Here is a 15,984-nt window from a genome sequence, read left to right as displayed (position 1 = left end):
TATCCTGTGAATGTGAGGTAATTAATAAATTATTTAATCAGCCAGAGTGATCCATTTCCCTGATTGTGAAGAACGGTAGATTGCCCCGATAATATTCAGAGACACTCCGGCTTGTGAAACAGAGGTATAATTTTTTTCTTCAGGATGTCGAAGTGAATAATAGAAATTTGAAACGGCCTGACGGTGACTGTCACCCCAGTAGCTTTTGGTTGCTCCTGACGGGCTGTCATCGCTGACCAGCAATGTTTTGTTTTCTCCTTCAGTCAGCCATAACGTGTTGTGATACAACTGCAGCAGTCCTTTTTCACAGTGGATCTCCAGCAGTAACGGCGAATCTGTGCTGTGGCAGTTGGTGGCATAAAACAATCCGCGGGCCCCGTTGGTCATTTTCAGACTGGCCATGGCGGTGTCTTCATTTTCCGTCACATCACTGAGAAAGGTTCTTTCGACCACCCCTTTCAGCGCCAGAACACCGCCACCAAACCACTGCATTAAATCCAGCGTATGAATTGCCTGATTGATCAGCAGGCTGCCGCCTTCGGTGGCAAACCGCCCGCGCCACAGGCTTTCGCTGTAATAGGCATCGCTGCGCGACCAGGTCAGAACGGCTTTGATGCTCAGCATGTTGCCCAGTTGCCCGCTTTCCAGCAGCATTTTGATTTTCTGGCTGGAAGGGTTCAGGCGGTTCTGATGACAGACGCCAATGTGTCCTGCGGCCTTTTCCTCCGCGAGTTTAATGGCGCTGACTTCGCCGCTATTCAGCGCCACCGGTTTCTCGGTGAAAATATGCTTTCCGGCTGCCAGTGCGGCGAGAATAGCCTCCTTGTGCAGATGATGCGGCAGACAGATATGCACCACGTCGATCTGCGGGTCCCCCAACATCTCATGATAATCCGTGTAAAAATCACACCCGTATTCCCGGGCCAGCGCCCGGCCTTTGCCGATATCGCACTCCGCAATCGCGCGTAACCGGCACTCCGGGTTCTGGCGGATCGCCGCTACATGGCAGGTATGGATAGCTCCGCAACCGATCACCGCAGCCTGAAGAGTTTTCATTATCTGCTCCCGTTTCAGTGGGTTTCGTTTGCCAGCATTTGCGCACGGACGCACAACTCGGCGGCTTTAAAGGCATGCTCCTGCGTCATGGCGTTTTCGGTACGGTTCAGGCAGTCAAGGATCAGTTGGCCAAAGAACGGGAAGCCGACGTGGCCGGAAACCGGGAAACGGAATTCGCCTTGCTGATTGACCAGATACACCACGTCCTGTTCGCCGAGCGTGAGATCGACATATTTGCGGATCTCGATATAACCCCCGGTACCGAGCAGCGTCAGACGGCCGTCGCCCCAGGTACTCAGCCCCTCAGGGGTAAACCAGTCGCAGCGGAAATAACCGCGCGCACCGTTTTCACCTTCCAGCATCGTGTCGCCGAAATCTTCAAAGTGCGGATATTGCGGGTGATTGAAGTTGAGTGCCTGTGCCGCCACCACGCGCGCATTATGGTTGCCGGTATAAAACAAAAATTGTTCAATCTGATGGCTGCCGATATCGCACAAGATGCCGCCAAAACGTTCCCGCTCGTAGAACCAGTCCGGACGCCCTTCACCTTCACGGTGCGGGCCCGTCCCGAGGGTCTGGATCACCCGGCCGATCGCCCCTTCCTGCACCAGTTGCCCCGCGAAAACCGCACTTTCAACATGCAGTCGTTCGCTGTAATACACGGCATACTTGCGCCCGGTTTCGGCCACTTTGGCCTTCGCTTGCGCCAGTTGTTCCAGCGTGGTCAGCGGCGCTTTGTCAGTGAAATAATCTTTCCCGGCCGCCATAACTTTCAGCCCCAGCGCACAGCGTTCAGACGGAATGCCTGCCCCGGCGATCATCTGCACTGCCTTATCATCAAGGAGTGTCTGCAATGAATCCGCAACCTTAACCTGCGGATACTGCGCGACAAATTTTTCGACTTTGGCCGGATCAGGATCGTAAACCCATTTCAGGCTGGCACCCGCCTCGATCAGCCCGTTGCACATGCCGTAGATATGCCCGTGATCCAATGCCGCCGCGGCAATCACGAATTCACCGGGTTTCACCACCGGCTGCGGTTTGCCTACCGGCGCGTAGTTCATACCATCTTTATTACTCATGTTCAGGCTCCTTTATCCATGTTTTTACCGAGCGGGATTGCATCTTCATCGGCGAAGTTATCTACAGAGGCGGATTTTTCATAAAAATGCGGTGCCAGCGACATCAGCCCGCCGGTCTGATAAAACGGATCGGAAGGGGTCAGTGGCAAAGAGACAATACTGCGGGTAATGGCTGATTTATAAATTGCGGCGATAAGCTCCAGTGAGCGCTTGCCCTGAATGCCGTCGATCAGCGGCGCGGTGCCGGTTTCCAGTGCCGTCAGGAAATTGTCAATCTGGCCGGTATGCAGGGTATAAGTGAGTTTTGGGACAGACTGATAAATGTCTTCAAGCTGGTTTTCCCGATCCGTATCGCGCGCATCGATCGGGAAACCGTTAGGGGCAGAAATGCTGGCGTATTTATCCCACGGAGCAGAAATGCGCGCTTTCGTGCCCTGGATGACAATTTTCTGATCTTCCCCGTGATGCACCACCGACGCCGTCAGTTGGGTCAGTGCGCCGGAGTCGTATTTGAAAATAGCCGCCGAGAGATCTTCCACTTCGGCATTATCGTGCGCGGCGTTAGTGATCACCGATACCACTTCAGACGGGAAACCGAGCATCCACTGAATTGCATCAATATGATGAACGGCGTGATTGAGTGTGCAACCACCCGCTTCTTTTTCCCAGGTACCGCGCCACCATAAATCATAATAGGAATGTCCGCGCCACCAGAAGGAATCGACTTGCGCATGGCATACCTTACCGGCCTCGCCGGAATCGAGGACTTTTTTCAGCCGCCAGAACGCGTCGGTAAAACGATTTTGCGCAATGATCGATAACGTTTTCCCGCTCGCCTGCACGGCGCTGATCATCGCATCGCATTCCTGTAACGAGGCCGCCATGGGTTTTTCGCAAAGTACATGTTTCCCCGCATTCAGCGCATTAATAGAAATCTCAGCGTGAACATACGGTGGCGTACAAACGTCAAAAACGTCGATATTCGCATCATTGAGGATGTCCTCATGGCTGGCGTAGACTTTCGCTCCCGTGAGGCCGTAATGACGTTTTTTCTCTTCGGCTTTCTCCGGGTAAATATCTACCAGCGCAACAATCTGGCAACGGTCAGCAAACTCTAAATATCCCTGAATATGATTATGCGAAATATTACCCGTACCAATGATTGCTATTTTTAACATTATTTTACTCCTTAATATTTTACCGGACAGCAGACGAATTTAAGCGACATAAAGGACGTCACCCTGTTGAATTCTTTAAATATTCAGCGCGGATAAATACCTTATTTCTTGTTTGTGAGGTTTATATTCTGGAGAGTAGTAATGGTTTTTTTTTCCAACAACTGCTATTTGTGACAGGAATTGCAGTGCTGTTTGCGGGATTTGCTATCATCCTGAATAGCCCATGAATTACAAACAGTTAACCGTGGCAATAAGTCCATCTTCTTATGAGGCGTTGATCACAAAATGACGGGAAAATTAAAAATCAGGCAAATAGCGGAATTAACCGGGCTATCTCCGAGCACCGTTTCCCGTGTGCTGGCAGGGAAAGCAAATGTCAGCCCGCAGGCAAAAGAGAAAGTATTTACCCACGCAAGAAACATGGGTATTTTGCGCGATATTCCTGCCAGCCGTCTGTTAATGAATTGTCTGTTGATCTGCGCGCCACCCGCCGCCTTCTCCCCGCATGAAGACCGATATTATTATGAAGTGATCCAGGAAATAAGCACGGAAGTGGCGCGCTTTGATATACACGTGCGCAAATGTACGCTGGCGGTGAATGAGCCGGATATTGCTGTTTTTATGCAGGCACTGCATCAGCCGGATGTCGACGGGATCGTCATTATTGGTATTGATGATGTGATGCTGTACCGGCTGGCAGCAGAATCCAGCAAACCGGTGGTGATGATCAATGCCAAGGACAGTGAAATGCGTCTGGACTGCGTCTCGGCAGACCATTATTCCATCGGTTACAGCGCGGCAAATTACCTGTTTCTTAAAGGTCATCGTCCGGTGTTGTTGTTTACCGACCTGCGGCGAGAAACCATGATGCAACGGCTGGACGGTTTTAAACGTGCCTGTCTTGAGCATCACGTCGCATTCGAAGATACAACCCATTTGCTGATTAATCATGGCAATGGCCGGGAACAGGCCAGACAAACAATGGATAAATATCTTCGGGAGCATAAACGCGAGTCCTTACCTTCGGCCATTATCTGCGGCGGCGATCCGATGGCGTTAGCGACTGTGGAAGTCCTGACGGAGCACGGTATTAATGTGCCGGAAGATATTTCGGTGATGAGTCTGGATTTCGCTCACGAATCGAAAAGCGCGGCAGCGCAAAATTTCACGGCCGTGCACCTGCCATGTCGTGAACTGGGAACTGAAGCCGTGTATATCCTGCAAAGCCGTCTGATGCGCACCAATGGCGCGAAATTCAATCTGTTGTTACAGGGGAAAATTCATGCCGGCCAGTCGGTAGCCGATGTGAAATGGAAACGCAAAGGGTTGCAGCATACCGCCCGTTAGCCAACTGCCGGGGGCACATTCTCAGCGTCGCCATTGATTAACTCCTGCTAAACTTTTGGGTCGTAACCTCAAAAAAGACGCGGAGAATGTCATGTCAGAACAGTATCAGCCACCTGAAGTCTGGACCTGGAATAAAGACGAAGTCAGTAAGTTCTCGAACATCAACCGTCCGGTAGCGGGCCCGACGCATGAAAAAACGCTGCCGGTGGGTAAACACCCGCTTCAGCTTTATTCTCTTGGTACGCCGAACGGCCAGAAAGTGACAATCCTGCTGGAAGAGTTACTGGCGCTGGGCATCAGCGGTGCGGAGTACGATGCATTTATTATCCGCATCAACGAAGGTGATCAGTTCTCCAGCGGCTTTGTTGACGTTAACCCGAACTCGAAAATTCCGGCGTTGCTGGATAACTCCACCACCCCGCCGATCCGAGTGTTTGAATCGGGCAACATCCTGCTTTATCTGGCAGAGAAGTTCGGCAAATTCCTGCCTGAAGATCTTGCCGGTCGCACCGAAACCCTGAACTGGTTGTTCTGGCTGCAAGGGTCCGCACCCTATCTTGGCGGCGGTTTCGGCCATTTTTATCACTACGCGCCGGTCAAAATCGAATACGCCATTAACCGCTTTACCATGGAAGCCAAACGCCAGCTCGACGTATTAGACCGTCAGCTTGCCGGACACCGTTATATTGCCGGTGAAGAATACACGATTGCCGATATCGCCATTTTCACCTGGTACGGCAGTCTGGCACAGGGCGGTCTGTACGAGTCTGCTAAATTCCTCGACATCCAATCCTATAAGCACTTCCAGCGCTGGGCCGCCGAGGTCGCAAGCCGTCCGGCGGTTAAACGCGGACGCATTGTGAACCGCACCTGGGGCGATGAACAGCTGGAAGAGCGCCATGATGCTTCGGATTTCGACGGCATCCTGAAATCATAACAGGCGTCTGAAACAAAAAAGAGCGGGGATTTTACCCTCCCGCTCTTTTCTTTTATGCACTTTCTGTCGGTAATTCGAGGTATTTTTTAAACCAGGCAACGGTTCTTTCCCACGCCAGATCGGCTGCCGCTTTATCATAACGCGGCGTCGAATCGTTGTGAAAACCGTGGTTAACACCGGGGTAAATATACGCTTCATAAATTTTATCATTGGCCTTCAGCGCCGCTTCATATGCCGGCCAGCCTTCGGTAATCGGCTTATCCAGTTCAGCATAATGCAGCAATAACGGCGCTTTGATACGCGGCACATCTTCCGGTTTCGGCTGGCGTCCGTAGAATGGCACGGCAGCAGCAAGTTCAGGGTAAGCCACCGCAGCCGCATTCGCCACACCTCCGCCGTAACAGAAACCGGTGATACCCACTTTGCCGGTGCCGGTCCCGTGGTGCATCAGAAATTCTACCGCCGCGAAAAAGTCGTTCATCAGCTTGGTCGGATCGACATTTTTTTGCAGTTCGCGCCCTTTTTCGTCATTGCCCGGATAACCGCCGACCGAACTCAGTCCGTCCGGCGCCAGCGCCACAAATCCGGCTTTCGCTACCCGCCGCGCAACATCTTCGATATACGGATTCAGCCCGCGATTTTCATGCACCACCACCACGCCGGGCACTTTGCCGGTCAGGTTGGCCGGACGTACCAGATAACCTTTCACGCTGCCGTGCCCCTGCGGTGACGGATACTGAATGTATTCCGCCACAATATCCGGATCGGTGAAGGGTACCTGTTCGGCATAGGCATAATTTGGCGTCATCAGCGTCGTCAGTGCAGCCAGCGACAATCCGCCCGCCACAAACTTCGCCGAGAGATCAAGAAACTCACGTTTGGTCATTTTGCCGTGCACGTAGAAATCAAAGTATTCGAGGAGTTCAGGCGGGAAATCTCTGGCGGTCATTCGGGTCATCTTCAGGCTCCGTTCCGGACAAGTGAAGAATAAATAATGGCCTGTTTTTGACGATTTTGTAAACCAACGGTGAAATTGAGACCTGATCTGAGCCGGGAAGCAAAACCTTTCGCCCGCTGAGAATGCTAAACTGCAAGCAGTCAACAGGAGATACCATGAACAAAACACTCGCAGGGCTGAGTAAAGAAGAGATGGATAAAGTGAGTGCCGGGCTGGCGGCCGGGACTGTCGCGGTGCGTGAGCGCAATAATCTGCCGGTCAACGCAGATGAAGTGGAGATGGAGCAGCCGGAACATCTGCGTGCTTATTTTCGCGAACGTCTGGAACATTACCGTCAGCAACCGGTTAAAAAGTAATTACCGCGGCTCAGTATTGCTGCGTAAAGAAGCCGATAATGGCCTCCCTCAGGCTGGCGGCCGCCTCGCCCGGCGGCGTCAGGCTCTGGTGCAGGCTGATCCCCACGTCACCTGGCTCGGGGAATTCCCTTAAAATTCTGACGGTTGCCGGTACACCGAAATCCGTACGCACGGTGACCCCGAGCCCGGCCGACATCGCTGCCCAAATTCCGCTCAGACTGCGGCTGGTGAAGGCTATACGCCAGGCAATCCCGGCGTTATCCAGTGCCGTCGTCGCGGCATTACGCATCAGGCATGGCGCTTCGAACACCAGTAAAGGCACGGGTTCGCCGGTTTCCTGATAATGCGTCAGGTTGAAATTTTCAGGGCCAATCCAGCGCAACGGCACACGTCCGAGCGACCGGCTTGACGGGAAAAGCGACGTTTCATCAGCCTGCCAGCACACAGCCAGATCAAACTCGTTATGCCGGATCCCGTCCAGCAGTTGCTGATTACGGGTAATACTGGCCGAAACCTGCACCTGCGGATGCGTACGGGTGAATGTGCCGAGAATGGCCGGTAACAAGGTTTCGCCGAAATCCTCCTGCATGCCCAGATTCAGGCTGCCACTCAGCGCGCCGGCAAGCAGCACGGCGCTGGCCTCATCATTCAGGCTGAGGATCCGCCTCGCATAACTGAGCATCACTTCGCCGCGTCCGGTCAGGATCAGGTGCCGTCCGGATTTCTGTACCAGCTCCGTGCCCGCCTGTTGCTCCAGTTTTTTCAGCTGTGCGCTGACGGCAGACGTTGAACGCCCCAGCCGGTCAGCGGCCAGCACAAAGCTCCCCAGCTCAATGCCGGTAACAAAACTGCGCAAGGCTTCTGAATCAAAAGTGACCGGTCTTTTCGCCATGCTTAATCATCCTGTTTTTATGGATTAATGCTGCTGATATTTTCGATATTCAGGATAATCATAACGCCTTATGCTCCTTTTCACACCGAAAAAAGGAGCCTGATATGAGCACAACCTCTTCCCAAACGCAGACGCTGGATACCATGTCGCGCCTGACACCCAAACTGGCAGAACTGACGGAACAGGTGTTATTGGGCGATCTGTGGAAACGAAATGAACTGTCTGCGCGTGACCGCAGCCTGATCACTGTTGCCGCACTGATTGCCCTCAGCCGCAGTGAACAACTGCCTTTTCATCTGGATCTGGCGGTCAGCAACGGTGTCACACATACCGAACTGTCGGAAGTGATCACTCATCTGGCGTTTTATGCCGGATGGCCCGCCGCCGCGTCTGCCCTGAGCCGCTTCGCCGCTCTCAATGATCAGTAACCAGTAACCGGAGGAACCGACGATGCCTTTTACCCGAATCTCTTTACCTGCTCACCGCGCGGACGCCTGGCAGAACGCCATTTCAGCCACATTGCAGGAAACACTGGTTGATCACTTTTCCGTGCCCGCAGAGGATTGTTTTCAGCTGTTCGAACCGGCGGTCCGCCGCCAGCGGGTGATCAGTCCCACCTATTTAGCGGGCGAAAATGACCGGCGTTCGGACGATTTTTTGCTGTTTCACATTACGGCAGGTAAACCGCGTAACAGTTATCAGAAACAGCAACTGTTCCGGCATCTGGCCGAAAAGCTACACATCACGCTGGGCATTTCGCCGGCTGATGTGATGGTGGTGGTGAGTTTTACCCGGCCGGAAGACTGGTCGTTCAGTCACGGCGACATGTTCAGCATCCCGCAGGGAGCCGCCTGATGATTGCCATGCAATACAGTTTTACGCTGCCCGCAGATTACGACATGGACATTATTGAAAAGCGCATTGCCGATAACGGATACCGGACTGATGGCCTGGCTGGGCTTATTTTCAAAACGTATCTCTACGCCCGCCGTGACTGCCCGCAAACCGGCAGTACAGAAAATATCTACGCGCCGTTTTATCTGTGGCAGGGCGTGTCAGGCATGAACCGTTTTATTTCAGGAGCGGGTTTTCAGGGTGTCGCCAACGCCTTCGGCTGGCCGCAGATCCGGGTTTATCCGGTGCTGGCAGCAAAAATGAGTAATGATGTCGCACAAGCGGTTTACGCCAAAAGAGAGATAACGGACATCGCACCGTTCAGTGATCTTGCGCCATTAGCTGAGGAAAACATCAATGACAGGCTGATCGACGTCACCGCCCGGGATACAACAAACTGGAAGAAAATACATTTTACGGCAGGGAGAAACCCGCTGGCAGGCGGTGGACAGAATTACCGCATCGGCCACATTTCATTGTCCGGTGCGGTAAAAGCAGTCTGACCGGTTAATGCGCGGCGATGCCTAATTTCTTCATTCTCGACAACAGTGTCGTGCGTTTTAACCCCAGACGTTGCGCCGCGCCACGCGGACCGGCGACCACGCCGTTGGTTTCTTTAAGTACCTGAAGGATGCGTTCGCGCTCGTCTTCCTCACTCAGGTGCGGAGCGGACGCAATATCAGGCGCGGAGGCCACCGGCACCGGCTGCGACACCGGCAACGGGTAATTCAGTTCAGGAAGTTGTAAATCCAGCACCGTTCCACGGGTCAGCAATACGGCGCGTTCGATAACATTTTCCAGCTCGCGCACGTTGCCCGGCCACGGCATCCGGCTCAGCAACCGTAAGGTCTCGGCCGGAATACTGTCGATGGTGCGTTTCATGCGTTTGGCGATTTTATAGGTCAGGAATTTCACCAGTTGCGGAATGTCTTCAGGGCGTTCACGCAGCGGCGGGATCACAATCGGGAAGACATTCAGCCGGTAATACAAATCACTGCGAAACTCTTTATCCGCCACCATCTGACGTAAATCGCGGTTCGTTGCTGCAATCATCCGTACATCCACCGATATCAGTTTATTGCCGCCGACACGTTCAAACTCCTGCTCCTGCAAAATGCGCAGCAGCTTGGGTTGCAGTTCAACGGGGATTTCACCGACTTCATCGAGGAATAACGTGCCTTTGTCGGCCAGCTCAAAACGGCCCATACGTTGCGCGGTGGCACCGGTAAACGAGCCTTTTTCATGGCCGAATAAATCGCTTTCCATTAAGCCGGCAGGCATGGCTGCGCAGTTCATTTTCACCATCCGCTGATCACGACGATCCCCCAGATTATGGATCGCACGGGCGATCAGTTCCTTACCGGTGCCGGTTTCGCCGAGGATCAGCACCGAACAGTCACTTTTCGCTACGATTTCCACCTGTTTCAGTACCGCTGACATGCTGGAGCTGCGCCCGACAATGTCGCTGAAATCCGGATTATTGCTGTTGATCTGCTCGGTGAGATACAGATTTTCGTGTTGCAGTTTCTCCTTCAGGCTTTTAATTTCCTGATAGGCCAGCGCGTTATCCACGGCAATCGCAATGCGTTCGGCGATCTGCTGTAACACCCGCAGGTTAGCGGAATTGAAGTTATCCGGCTGGCACTGTGCCAGTTTCAGAACGCCCAGCGTTTTATGACCAAAACGTAACGGCAGAATGCACAGGGTTTTGGTCTGATCCCGCCATAACAGCTGGAACAATGTGCTTTCATCATCCGGCTCTTCCGCAGCCCGCACATTAGTCAGCAACATTTCGCCATTTTTCATCACCTGCTGTTCCAGTGATCCGTCGAGCGACATGCGCGACTGTTCACGCTCCGCAACGTGCGTCTGCACGTAATGGGTCGCGTAAACACTGGCTTGTTCGCTGTCTTTATCGGCATCACACAGCACAATGCTGATGGCGTTAATGTGGAAGAAGTGGTGAATAGTCTTGGCGATTTCACCGGTCAGTTCGTCGAGATCCAGCTTGGACAGGACGGCATTGGTGATATCGACCAGAATACGGAAATCGTCACGTTCATGGCGTAGCAGCGATTGCTGGAGCAACGCGTTTTCGCGCAACTGGATTTGTTCGACCGCAATGGCAGCCAGCGTGCAAAGGTCATAGAGACCATTTTTGTCTTCCTCACTGAACGGGGTCGCATGCTGACGGGTAAATTCGCAGCCGCCCAGCAACCCGGAAGAAGCCAGTAAAGGGACCAGACAATAATCGGTAAACGCCGGATACAGATTCAGCGCAGCCAGCTGAGGATAGCGAAGATGCAGCGCTTCGCTGCGCCAGACCTGCGTTTTGGGATTCTTCAACAGCGCATGCACCGGGCCTGTCGCCAGCAGCGTTTCATCCTCATAACTGACCGGTTGATGATGAGGATCGATACCATAAAAGCTGACGCGTTCACTGTTATTGTCGAACAACACCAGTGTTACGGCTTCCGCAATACCGGCAGTCTGAATCACCTGAGTCAGGGTTTCCAGCAGCGATGTCATGGTCTGCTGCAGCAACAAGGTGCGCGTCAGTTCCAGTAATCCTTTGTGTTTTGTGGTGCTCATTGTTGCACTCTGCATAGCGTTGGCTCTGGATAACGTGATTTTGGAAACAAGCTTTTTTAACCTCGGAGAACAGCGAAAATTCTACCCCTTTCGGCGCAGTCAGCCCCCTGACGAGATCAACAAATGCGAGGTAAGGGCTCCGCGTGGGGCAACATTAGCTGGCGGGAAACCCCCAGTGCGCCGCGCAGACACACCTGTGGATTGACCGTCACCTCACCGATCGTCGCAGCACCGGCTCCGAGCGGATGGTGGCGTAACAGCTTCAGCACTTTTTCTTCGGCCCCGGCGGATACCACCACCACCAGTTTGCCTTCGTTGGCAAAGTTCAGCGGTTCCAGTCCCAGTAATTCGCAGATACCACGCACTGCCGGTTTAACCGGCAAGGCAGTTTCGTCGATGGCGATCCCCAACCCACTGGCGGCGCTGAATTCATGCAGAATTGCATTCACTCCGCCGCGTGTGGCATCGCGTAAGGCATGGACACCGGCCAGCGGTCGCAGCGGTGCAATCATCGGGGCCAGCACTGCACAGTCACTTTCCACGCCCAGATCCATCCCCAGATTTTCCCGCAAATTCAGGATCGCCGCACCGTGATCGCCAAGCGTCCCGCTGACGATGACTTTATCCCCCGCTTTTATCATAGCGGCGCCCCAGTTCACGGCGGTTGGGATCACGCCTATTCCGGCCGTGTTAATGAAGATTTTATCGGCTGCCCCACGCTGCACGACTTTGGTGTCACCGGTCACAATGGCAATGTCCGCCTCCCGTGCCGTCTGCGCCATCAAACTTACTATTTTCTGTAAGTCATCCAGCGCTAATCCTTCTTCCAGAATAAAGCCGCAGGAAAGATAGGCAGGTGTCGCGCCGCATACCGCCAGATCGTTCGCCGTGCCGCACACCGCCAGCTTGCCGATATTGCCGCCGGGGAAAAAGACGGGGTCGATAACGTAACTGTCTGTGGTAAATGCCAGCCGGTCCCCCAGTGCATTCAGGCTGGCAAGCGACAACCGGGCGCCGTCTTCCTGTTCGTTAAGCCAGGGATTATCAAACGCACTGAGGAACATATGTTCGATCATCTGCTGCATGGCACGGCCGCCGCTGCCATGCGCCATAGTGACGACGTCTTTGCGATCACTCATCCTGGCTTACCTTCTGTTTTATCTGTTTTTGCGGCGGTTTATTCGCACTCGCCGTTTCCTGATAACGGTACTGATACCATGCCGCACATGCGCCTTCGGAAGACACCATCAGCGCACCAAATGCATTCTGTGGCGTACAACCGCTGCCAAACAGCGGACATTCATGTGGCTTACAGCGCCCGGTCAGGACTTCACCGCAACGGGAGCGGGGATCGTCTGCCACCGGCTGTGCCTGCGGATTAAAGCGCCGCTCCGCATCCATCGGGGCATAGGCAGGCGTCAGGGTAATTCCTGAGGCTTCAATCACGCCCAGGCCGCGCCACTCACTGCTGCCGGAAAGCGTAAACACCTCCCGCATCGCTTCCTGTGCCAGCAGGTTACCCTCTTCCGGCACCACGCGGCGGTACTGATTTTCGGTTTTACACGATGCCTCGCAAACTTGTTCCACCAGCATCAGCACGCTTTGCAGCATGTCGAGTGGTTCAAAGCCGCTTATCACCAGCGGCTTGCCAAATTCTTCACTGATGAAATGATAAGGTGCGGTGCCTGTCACCATGCTGACGTGACCGGGTGCCAGAAAAGCGTCAATCCGCACATCATCCTGCGAAAGCAGGCTGCGTAAGGTTGGCATCAGACTGATGTGCTGACAGAACACACTGAAATTGGACAGGCGTTCGCGTCGCGCCTGTTGCAGCGTAACGGCGGTAACCGGCAGCGTGGTTTCAAAACCAAGGGCGAAAAACACCACCTGACGCGCCGGATTTTCACGCGCCAGTTTCAGCGTATCCAGCGGGGAATACACTACGCGTACATCAGCACCGCGTTCGCGCGCCTGCAAAAGCGAGCCATGCTGGCCGGGCACGCGCAACGCATCGCCGAAGGTACAGAAAATCACCCCGGGGTGCGCGGCAATTTCGCAGCAGGCGTCAATCCGCCCCATCGGTAACACACACACCGGACACCCCGGCCCGTGAATAAATTCCAGTTGCGGTGGCAGCAGTTTATCCAGCCCGAATTTGAAAATGGCATGCGTATGACCACCGCACACTTCCATAATCTGCATCGGTTTTTCAGCGGTATAAGGCAGCAATGCCGCGCGCTGATGCAGCCTTTCAATCAGCGTTTTCGCCAGTTTCGGATCACGGAATTCATCAACAAAACGCATTATTTTGTCTCTCCCGCGCCGAGAAACAGGGCGACATCGGCTTCCACTTCTTCCATCGCGTGCAACGCAGCCAGCGTTTCCTGTGCTTCCTGTTCATCAAGTTTGCTTAATGCAAAGCCGACGTGGATCAATACCCAGCCGCCGATCAGCATTTGTGGCTGGCCGTCGCACACCAGTGCAATATTCACTTCGCGGCGCAGACCACAGACTTCTGCCCAGGCGTGATCGGGCTGCTGGTCGTGCAGCGCAACGATTTGCCCCGGAATGCCTATGCACATCGTTGCTGCTCCAGCCAGGTCAGCCACAGATCCATGCCTTCGCCGGTGGTGGCAGAAAGCCGGATCACTTCAATCTGCGGATTCACCTGCCGCGCATTGGCAATGCAGGCGTCGACGTCAAAACTGACATACGGCAGCAGATCGATTTTGTTGAGGATCATCAGACGCGACGCCGCAAACATATGCGGATACTTCAGCGGTTTGTCCTCGCCTTCCGTGACGGACAGCACTGCCACTTTGTGCAATTCCCCCAGATCAAAGCTGGCCGGACACACCAGATTGCCGACATTTTCAATAAAAAGCAGACTGTTATTGTTAGGCGACAACTGATGCAGCGCATCGTGAACCATTTGTGCATCCAGATGGCAGCCTTTACCGGTATTGACCTGAATCGCCGGTACACCGGTGGCACGGATACGATCAGCATCATTCGTGGTTTGCTGGTCGCCTTCTATTACCGCACAGTCAAAATAGGGTGCCAGCCGGGTCAGCGTGCAGGTCAGCAGTGTCGTTTTACCGGAGCCGGGGCTGGACACCAGATTCAGGGCCAGAATGCCCGTTGCCGCAAAATGCTCGCGGTTGTGGGCGGCAATATGATTATTTTTGGCTAGCACATCCATTTCGATGTCCACCAGCCGTCGCGGCGCAAACTGCAGGCCGTGGCGGTGATCGTGGGAATGATCATGTGGATGAATGTGATCATGGGAATGTTGATGAACGTGTTCAGGGCTGACACCTTCAATACGAAGTTCGCCACTGGCGCAACCGCAGGTACTGCACATAGCTTTCTCCCCCGGGCATATCGGGCACCCGTTATTCGATTTCGATTCGTTTAATTTTCATGCCGTCATCGGCCACCACCCGTACATCACGCCCGCCACATTGCGGACACAGCAGCACACCGGGGCTGAGTAAGGAGATGTCCTGCTGGCAGGTGTAGCACCAGCTTTCTGCTGCCGGTGTCACGAGATGTAATTCACAACCTTCGGCGAGGGTTTCGCGACACGCCAGTTCAAAGCAAAATTCCACCGCTTCCGGTTCAACGCAGGAAAATGCGCCAATTTCCATCCATACCGCCGTAATTCGCCGGGCATTATTTTGTCGTCCAAATTGCTGCATTATTTCTACGGCATTCTGGCACAACGTAATCTCGTGCATTATTTCTCCTCCGTCAGGAGATTAATAAAGAGCGCATGGAAACATGAGTAGCAATATTGGTGCCAGAATTTTTCGACAGGTGTAAACAGGGCTGAAAATAAAATAGCGGAATAACTCTGACATCGTCCGTCATATATGTCGAAATACAGTGCCTTCGACATGTCACCATGTTTTCCATGCGGCCCGGCATTCAGCACGGGAATTCCACAACCACATGATAATAAAAGAAATATTCAATAAAATCCGAAACTGGCACGTTTTATGCCAGTAGTGTTGTATGCGCCGTATTTTCGTCGTCATTTTAGGCATAAAGACGCACCGGAAAGGCACTTACGCACACCTCAATAACGGGTAATAACAATGAGCACTCTCAGTGAACTGACCAGCAAAGCGGATTACATAGCCAGTAAAAACAGCCACCTGAAGTTACAATGGCGCACGTATCAAAACAGCCTGATACAGGCAATAACTCATTCAAATAAAAAGATAAACCATGAATTCAGCTGCGGCGAAGATCAGGATATCCGCTTCACGCTGTTTAACCATTTTTCAGTCAGCATTCATCTCAGCGACGACTTCTACAGTCAGGATATCGTTTACAGCCTGAACATGGCACACAACGGTGAAGACCCTGTCTTCAGAGTGTTTGCACACGCCACGCTGAGCGAAGAAGGCCGGGTTGATGGCACCGTGGACATTAAAGATAAAAACGCCGTGCTTGAACATTATCTCAATAAAATTTCGGCTATTTATCAATGTATTTTTGACTCACTGAAAAGTAATCAGCCGATTCATTCCCAACTCGATAAATTACTTAGCCACGCCTGATTTACATTCGGAAATACATTACCCCTTCGGCACAACAGAAATATTTTTTATTGCCGAACTTTTACTGGGATCAATTCCGACATAAATGTCGAAATGTCAATTTAAGTGCCGATTTCGTCACCTT

18 protein-coding genes are annotated in these 15,984 nt (G+C 53.1%); 7 read left to right on the top strand and 11 right to left on the bottom strand.

The features are described from left to right. Nucleotides 1–33: 33 nt before the first annotated feature. From ETV65_RS07370 to ETV65_RS07360, 3 genes are read right to left on the bottom strand one after another with little or no spacing between them, the layout of a single operon-like run. Nucleotides 34–1,056 carry a Gfo/Idh/MocA family oxidoreductase gene (locus ETV65_RS07370; RefSeq protein WP_129952261.1) on the bottom strand — a complete coding sequence of 341 codons (1,023 nt, stop codon included), beginning with the start codon at nt 1,054–1,056 and terminating at the stop codon, nt 34–36. A gap of 14 nt (nt 1,057–1,070) precedes the next feature. After that, nucleotides 1,071–2,138, bottom strand: coding sequence for a Gfo/Idh/MocA family oxidoreductase (locus ETV65_RS07365; protein WP_129952260.1), 1,068 nt, complete (start codon nt 2,136–2,138; stop codon nt 1,071–1,073). 2 nt (nt 2,139–2,140) lie between these two features. Then, on the bottom strand, nt 2,141–3,316 hold the full coding sequence (locus tag ETV65_RS07360) for a Gfo/Idh/MocA family oxidoreductase (protein ID WP_129952259.1): 1,176 nt from the start codon (nt 3,314–3,316) through the stop codon (nt 2,141–2,143). 285 nt (nt 3,317–3,601) lie between these two features. On the opposite strand from ETV65_RS07360, the gene ETV65_RS07355 reads away from it, so the two are divergent. Beyond that, nucleotides 3,602–4,663: a LacI family DNA-binding transcriptional regulator gene (locus ETV65_RS07355; protein WP_129952258.1), complete on the top strand. Its 1,062-nt coding sequence runs from the start codon at nt 3,602–3,604 to the stop codon at nt 4,661–4,663. A 91-nt stretch (nt 4,664–4,754) separates the two neighbouring features. Continuing rightward, a complete protein-coding gene (yghU, locus tag ETV65_RS07350) occupies nt 4,755–5,600 on the top strand; it encodes a glutathione-dependent disulfide-bond oxidoreductase (protein ID WP_129952257.1) in 846 nt (281 codons plus the stop codon). Between the two features lie 52 nt (nt 5,601–5,652). Here yghU and yghX read toward each other — a convergent pair whose 3' ends face one another. Then, complete coding sequence (yghX, locus tag ETV65_RS07345) at nt 5,653–6,558, bottom strand: YghX family hydrolase (RefSeq protein WP_129952256.1); 906 nt, start codon at nt 6,556–6,558, stop codon at nt 5,653–5,655. Nucleotides 6,559–6,713: 155 nt separating this feature from the next. Here yghX and ETV65_RS07340 point away from each other — a divergent pair, with 155 nt between their 5' ends. Then, nucleotides 6,714–6,914, top strand: a complete 201-nt coding sequence (locus ETV65_RS07340) for a DNA polymerase III subunit theta (RefSeq protein ID WP_129952255.1) — start codon at nt 6,714–6,716, stop codon at nt 6,912–6,914. A 10-nt stretch (nt 6,915–6,924) separates the two neighbouring features. On the opposite strand, the gene ETV65_RS07335 is transcribed toward ETV65_RS07340, so the two are convergent. Continuing rightward, nucleotides 6,925–7,806, bottom strand: a complete 882-nt coding sequence (locus ETV65_RS07335) for a LysR substrate-binding domain-containing protein (RefSeq protein WP_129952254.1) — start codon at nt 7,804–7,806, stop codon at nt 6,925–6,927. 104 nt (nt 7,807–7,910) lie between these two features. Here ETV65_RS07335 and ETV65_RS07330 point away from each other — a divergent pair, with 104 nt between their 5' ends. From ETV65_RS07330 to ETV65_RS07320, 3 genes are read left to right on the top strand one after another with little or no spacing between them, the layout of a single operon-like run. Further along, nucleotides 7,911–8,234, top strand: a complete 324-nt coding sequence (locus ETV65_RS07330; protein WP_129952253.1) for a carboxymuconolactone decarboxylase family protein — start codon at nt 7,911–7,913, stop codon at nt 8,232–8,234. Nucleotides 8,235–8,256: 22 nt separating this feature from the next. Continuing rightward, complete coding sequence (locus ETV65_RS07325) at nt 8,257–8,661, top strand: tautomerase family protein (RefSeq protein WP_129952252.1); 405 nt, start codon at nt 8,257–8,259, stop codon at nt 8,659–8,661. Then, nucleotides 8,661–9,203, top strand: a complete 543-nt coding sequence (locus tag ETV65_RS07320) for a DUF4865 family protein (RefSeq protein ID WP_129952251.1) — start codon at nt 8,661–8,663, stop codon at nt 9,201–9,203. The genes ETV65_RS07325 and ETV65_RS07320 overlap by 1 nt, the downstream gene beginning before the upstream one ends. Nucleotides 9,204–9,207: 4 nt before the next feature. Here ETV65_RS07320 and flhA read toward each other — a convergent pair whose 3' ends face one another. The 6 genes from flhA to hypA all read right to left on the bottom strand — a co-directional run bounded on the left by flhA (nt 9,208) and on the right by hypA (nt 15,032). Continuing rightward, nucleotides 9,208–11,307: a formate hydrogenlyase transcriptional activator FlhA gene (flhA, locus tag ETV65_RS07315; RefSeq protein ID WP_129952250.1), complete on the bottom strand. Its 2,100-nt coding sequence runs from the start codon at nt 11,305–11,307 to the stop codon at nt 9,208–9,210. A gap of 101 nt (nt 11,308–11,408) precedes the next feature. Further along, complete coding sequence (hypE, locus tag ETV65_RS07310; RefSeq protein ID WP_129952249.1) at nt 11,409–12,431, bottom strand: hydrogenase expression/formation protein HypE; 1,023 nt, start codon at nt 12,429–12,431, stop codon at nt 11,409–11,411. Next, nucleotides 12,424–13,596, bottom strand: a complete 1,173-nt coding sequence (gene hypD / locus ETV65_RS07305) for a hydrogenase formation protein HypD (protein WP_129952248.1) — start codon at nt 13,594–13,596, stop codon at nt 12,424–12,426. The genes hypE and hypD overlap by 8 nt, the downstream gene beginning before the upstream one ends. Then, nucleotides 13,596–13,874 (bottom strand): HypC/HybG/HupF family hydrogenase formation chaperone, encoded by a 279-nt coding sequence (gene hypC, locus ETV65_RS07300; RefSeq protein ID WP_129952247.1) that lies wholly within the window; start codon nt 13,872–13,874, stop codon nt 13,596–13,598. Before hypC ends, hypD begins: the two co-directional genes overlap by 1 nt. Next, the gene (gene hypB / locus ETV65_RS07295) at nt 13,865–14,656 is read right to left on the bottom strand and encodes a hydrogenase nickel incorporation protein HypB (protein WP_129952246.1); all 792 of its coding nucleotides are present in this window, start codon (nt 14,654–14,656) and stop codon (nt 13,865–13,867) included. The genes hypC and hypB overlap by 10 nt, the downstream gene beginning before the upstream one ends. A 31-nt stretch (nt 14,657–14,687) precedes the next feature. Then, a complete protein-coding gene (gene hypA, locus ETV65_RS07290) occupies nt 14,688–15,032 on the bottom strand; it encodes a hydrogenase maturation nickel metallochaperone HypA (RefSeq protein WP_129952245.1) in 345 nt (114 codons plus the stop codon). A 360-nt stretch (nt 15,033–15,392) separates the two neighbouring features. On the opposite strand from hypA, the gene hycA reads away from it, so the two are divergent. Further along, nucleotides 15,393–15,860 carry a formate hydrogenlyase regulator HycA gene (hycA, locus tag ETV65_RS07285; RefSeq protein ID WP_129952244.1) on the top strand — a complete coding sequence of 156 codons (468 nt, stop codon included), beginning with the start codon at nt 15,393–15,395 and terminating at the stop codon, nt 15,858–15,860. Nucleotides 15,861–15,984 lie beyond the last annotated feature (124 nt).

Origin of the sequence: Rahnella sp. RFA10(1/100), assembly GCF_004195115.1 — a bacterium.
In the GTDB taxonomy this organism is placed as follows: domain Bacteria; phylum Pseudomonadota; class Gammaproteobacteria; order Enterobacterales; family Enterobacteriaceae; genus Rahnella; species Rahnella perminowiae.
The sequence above is the reverse complement of the archived record's forward strand: the minus strand, read 5'-3'. Positions and strand labels throughout refer to the sequence as shown.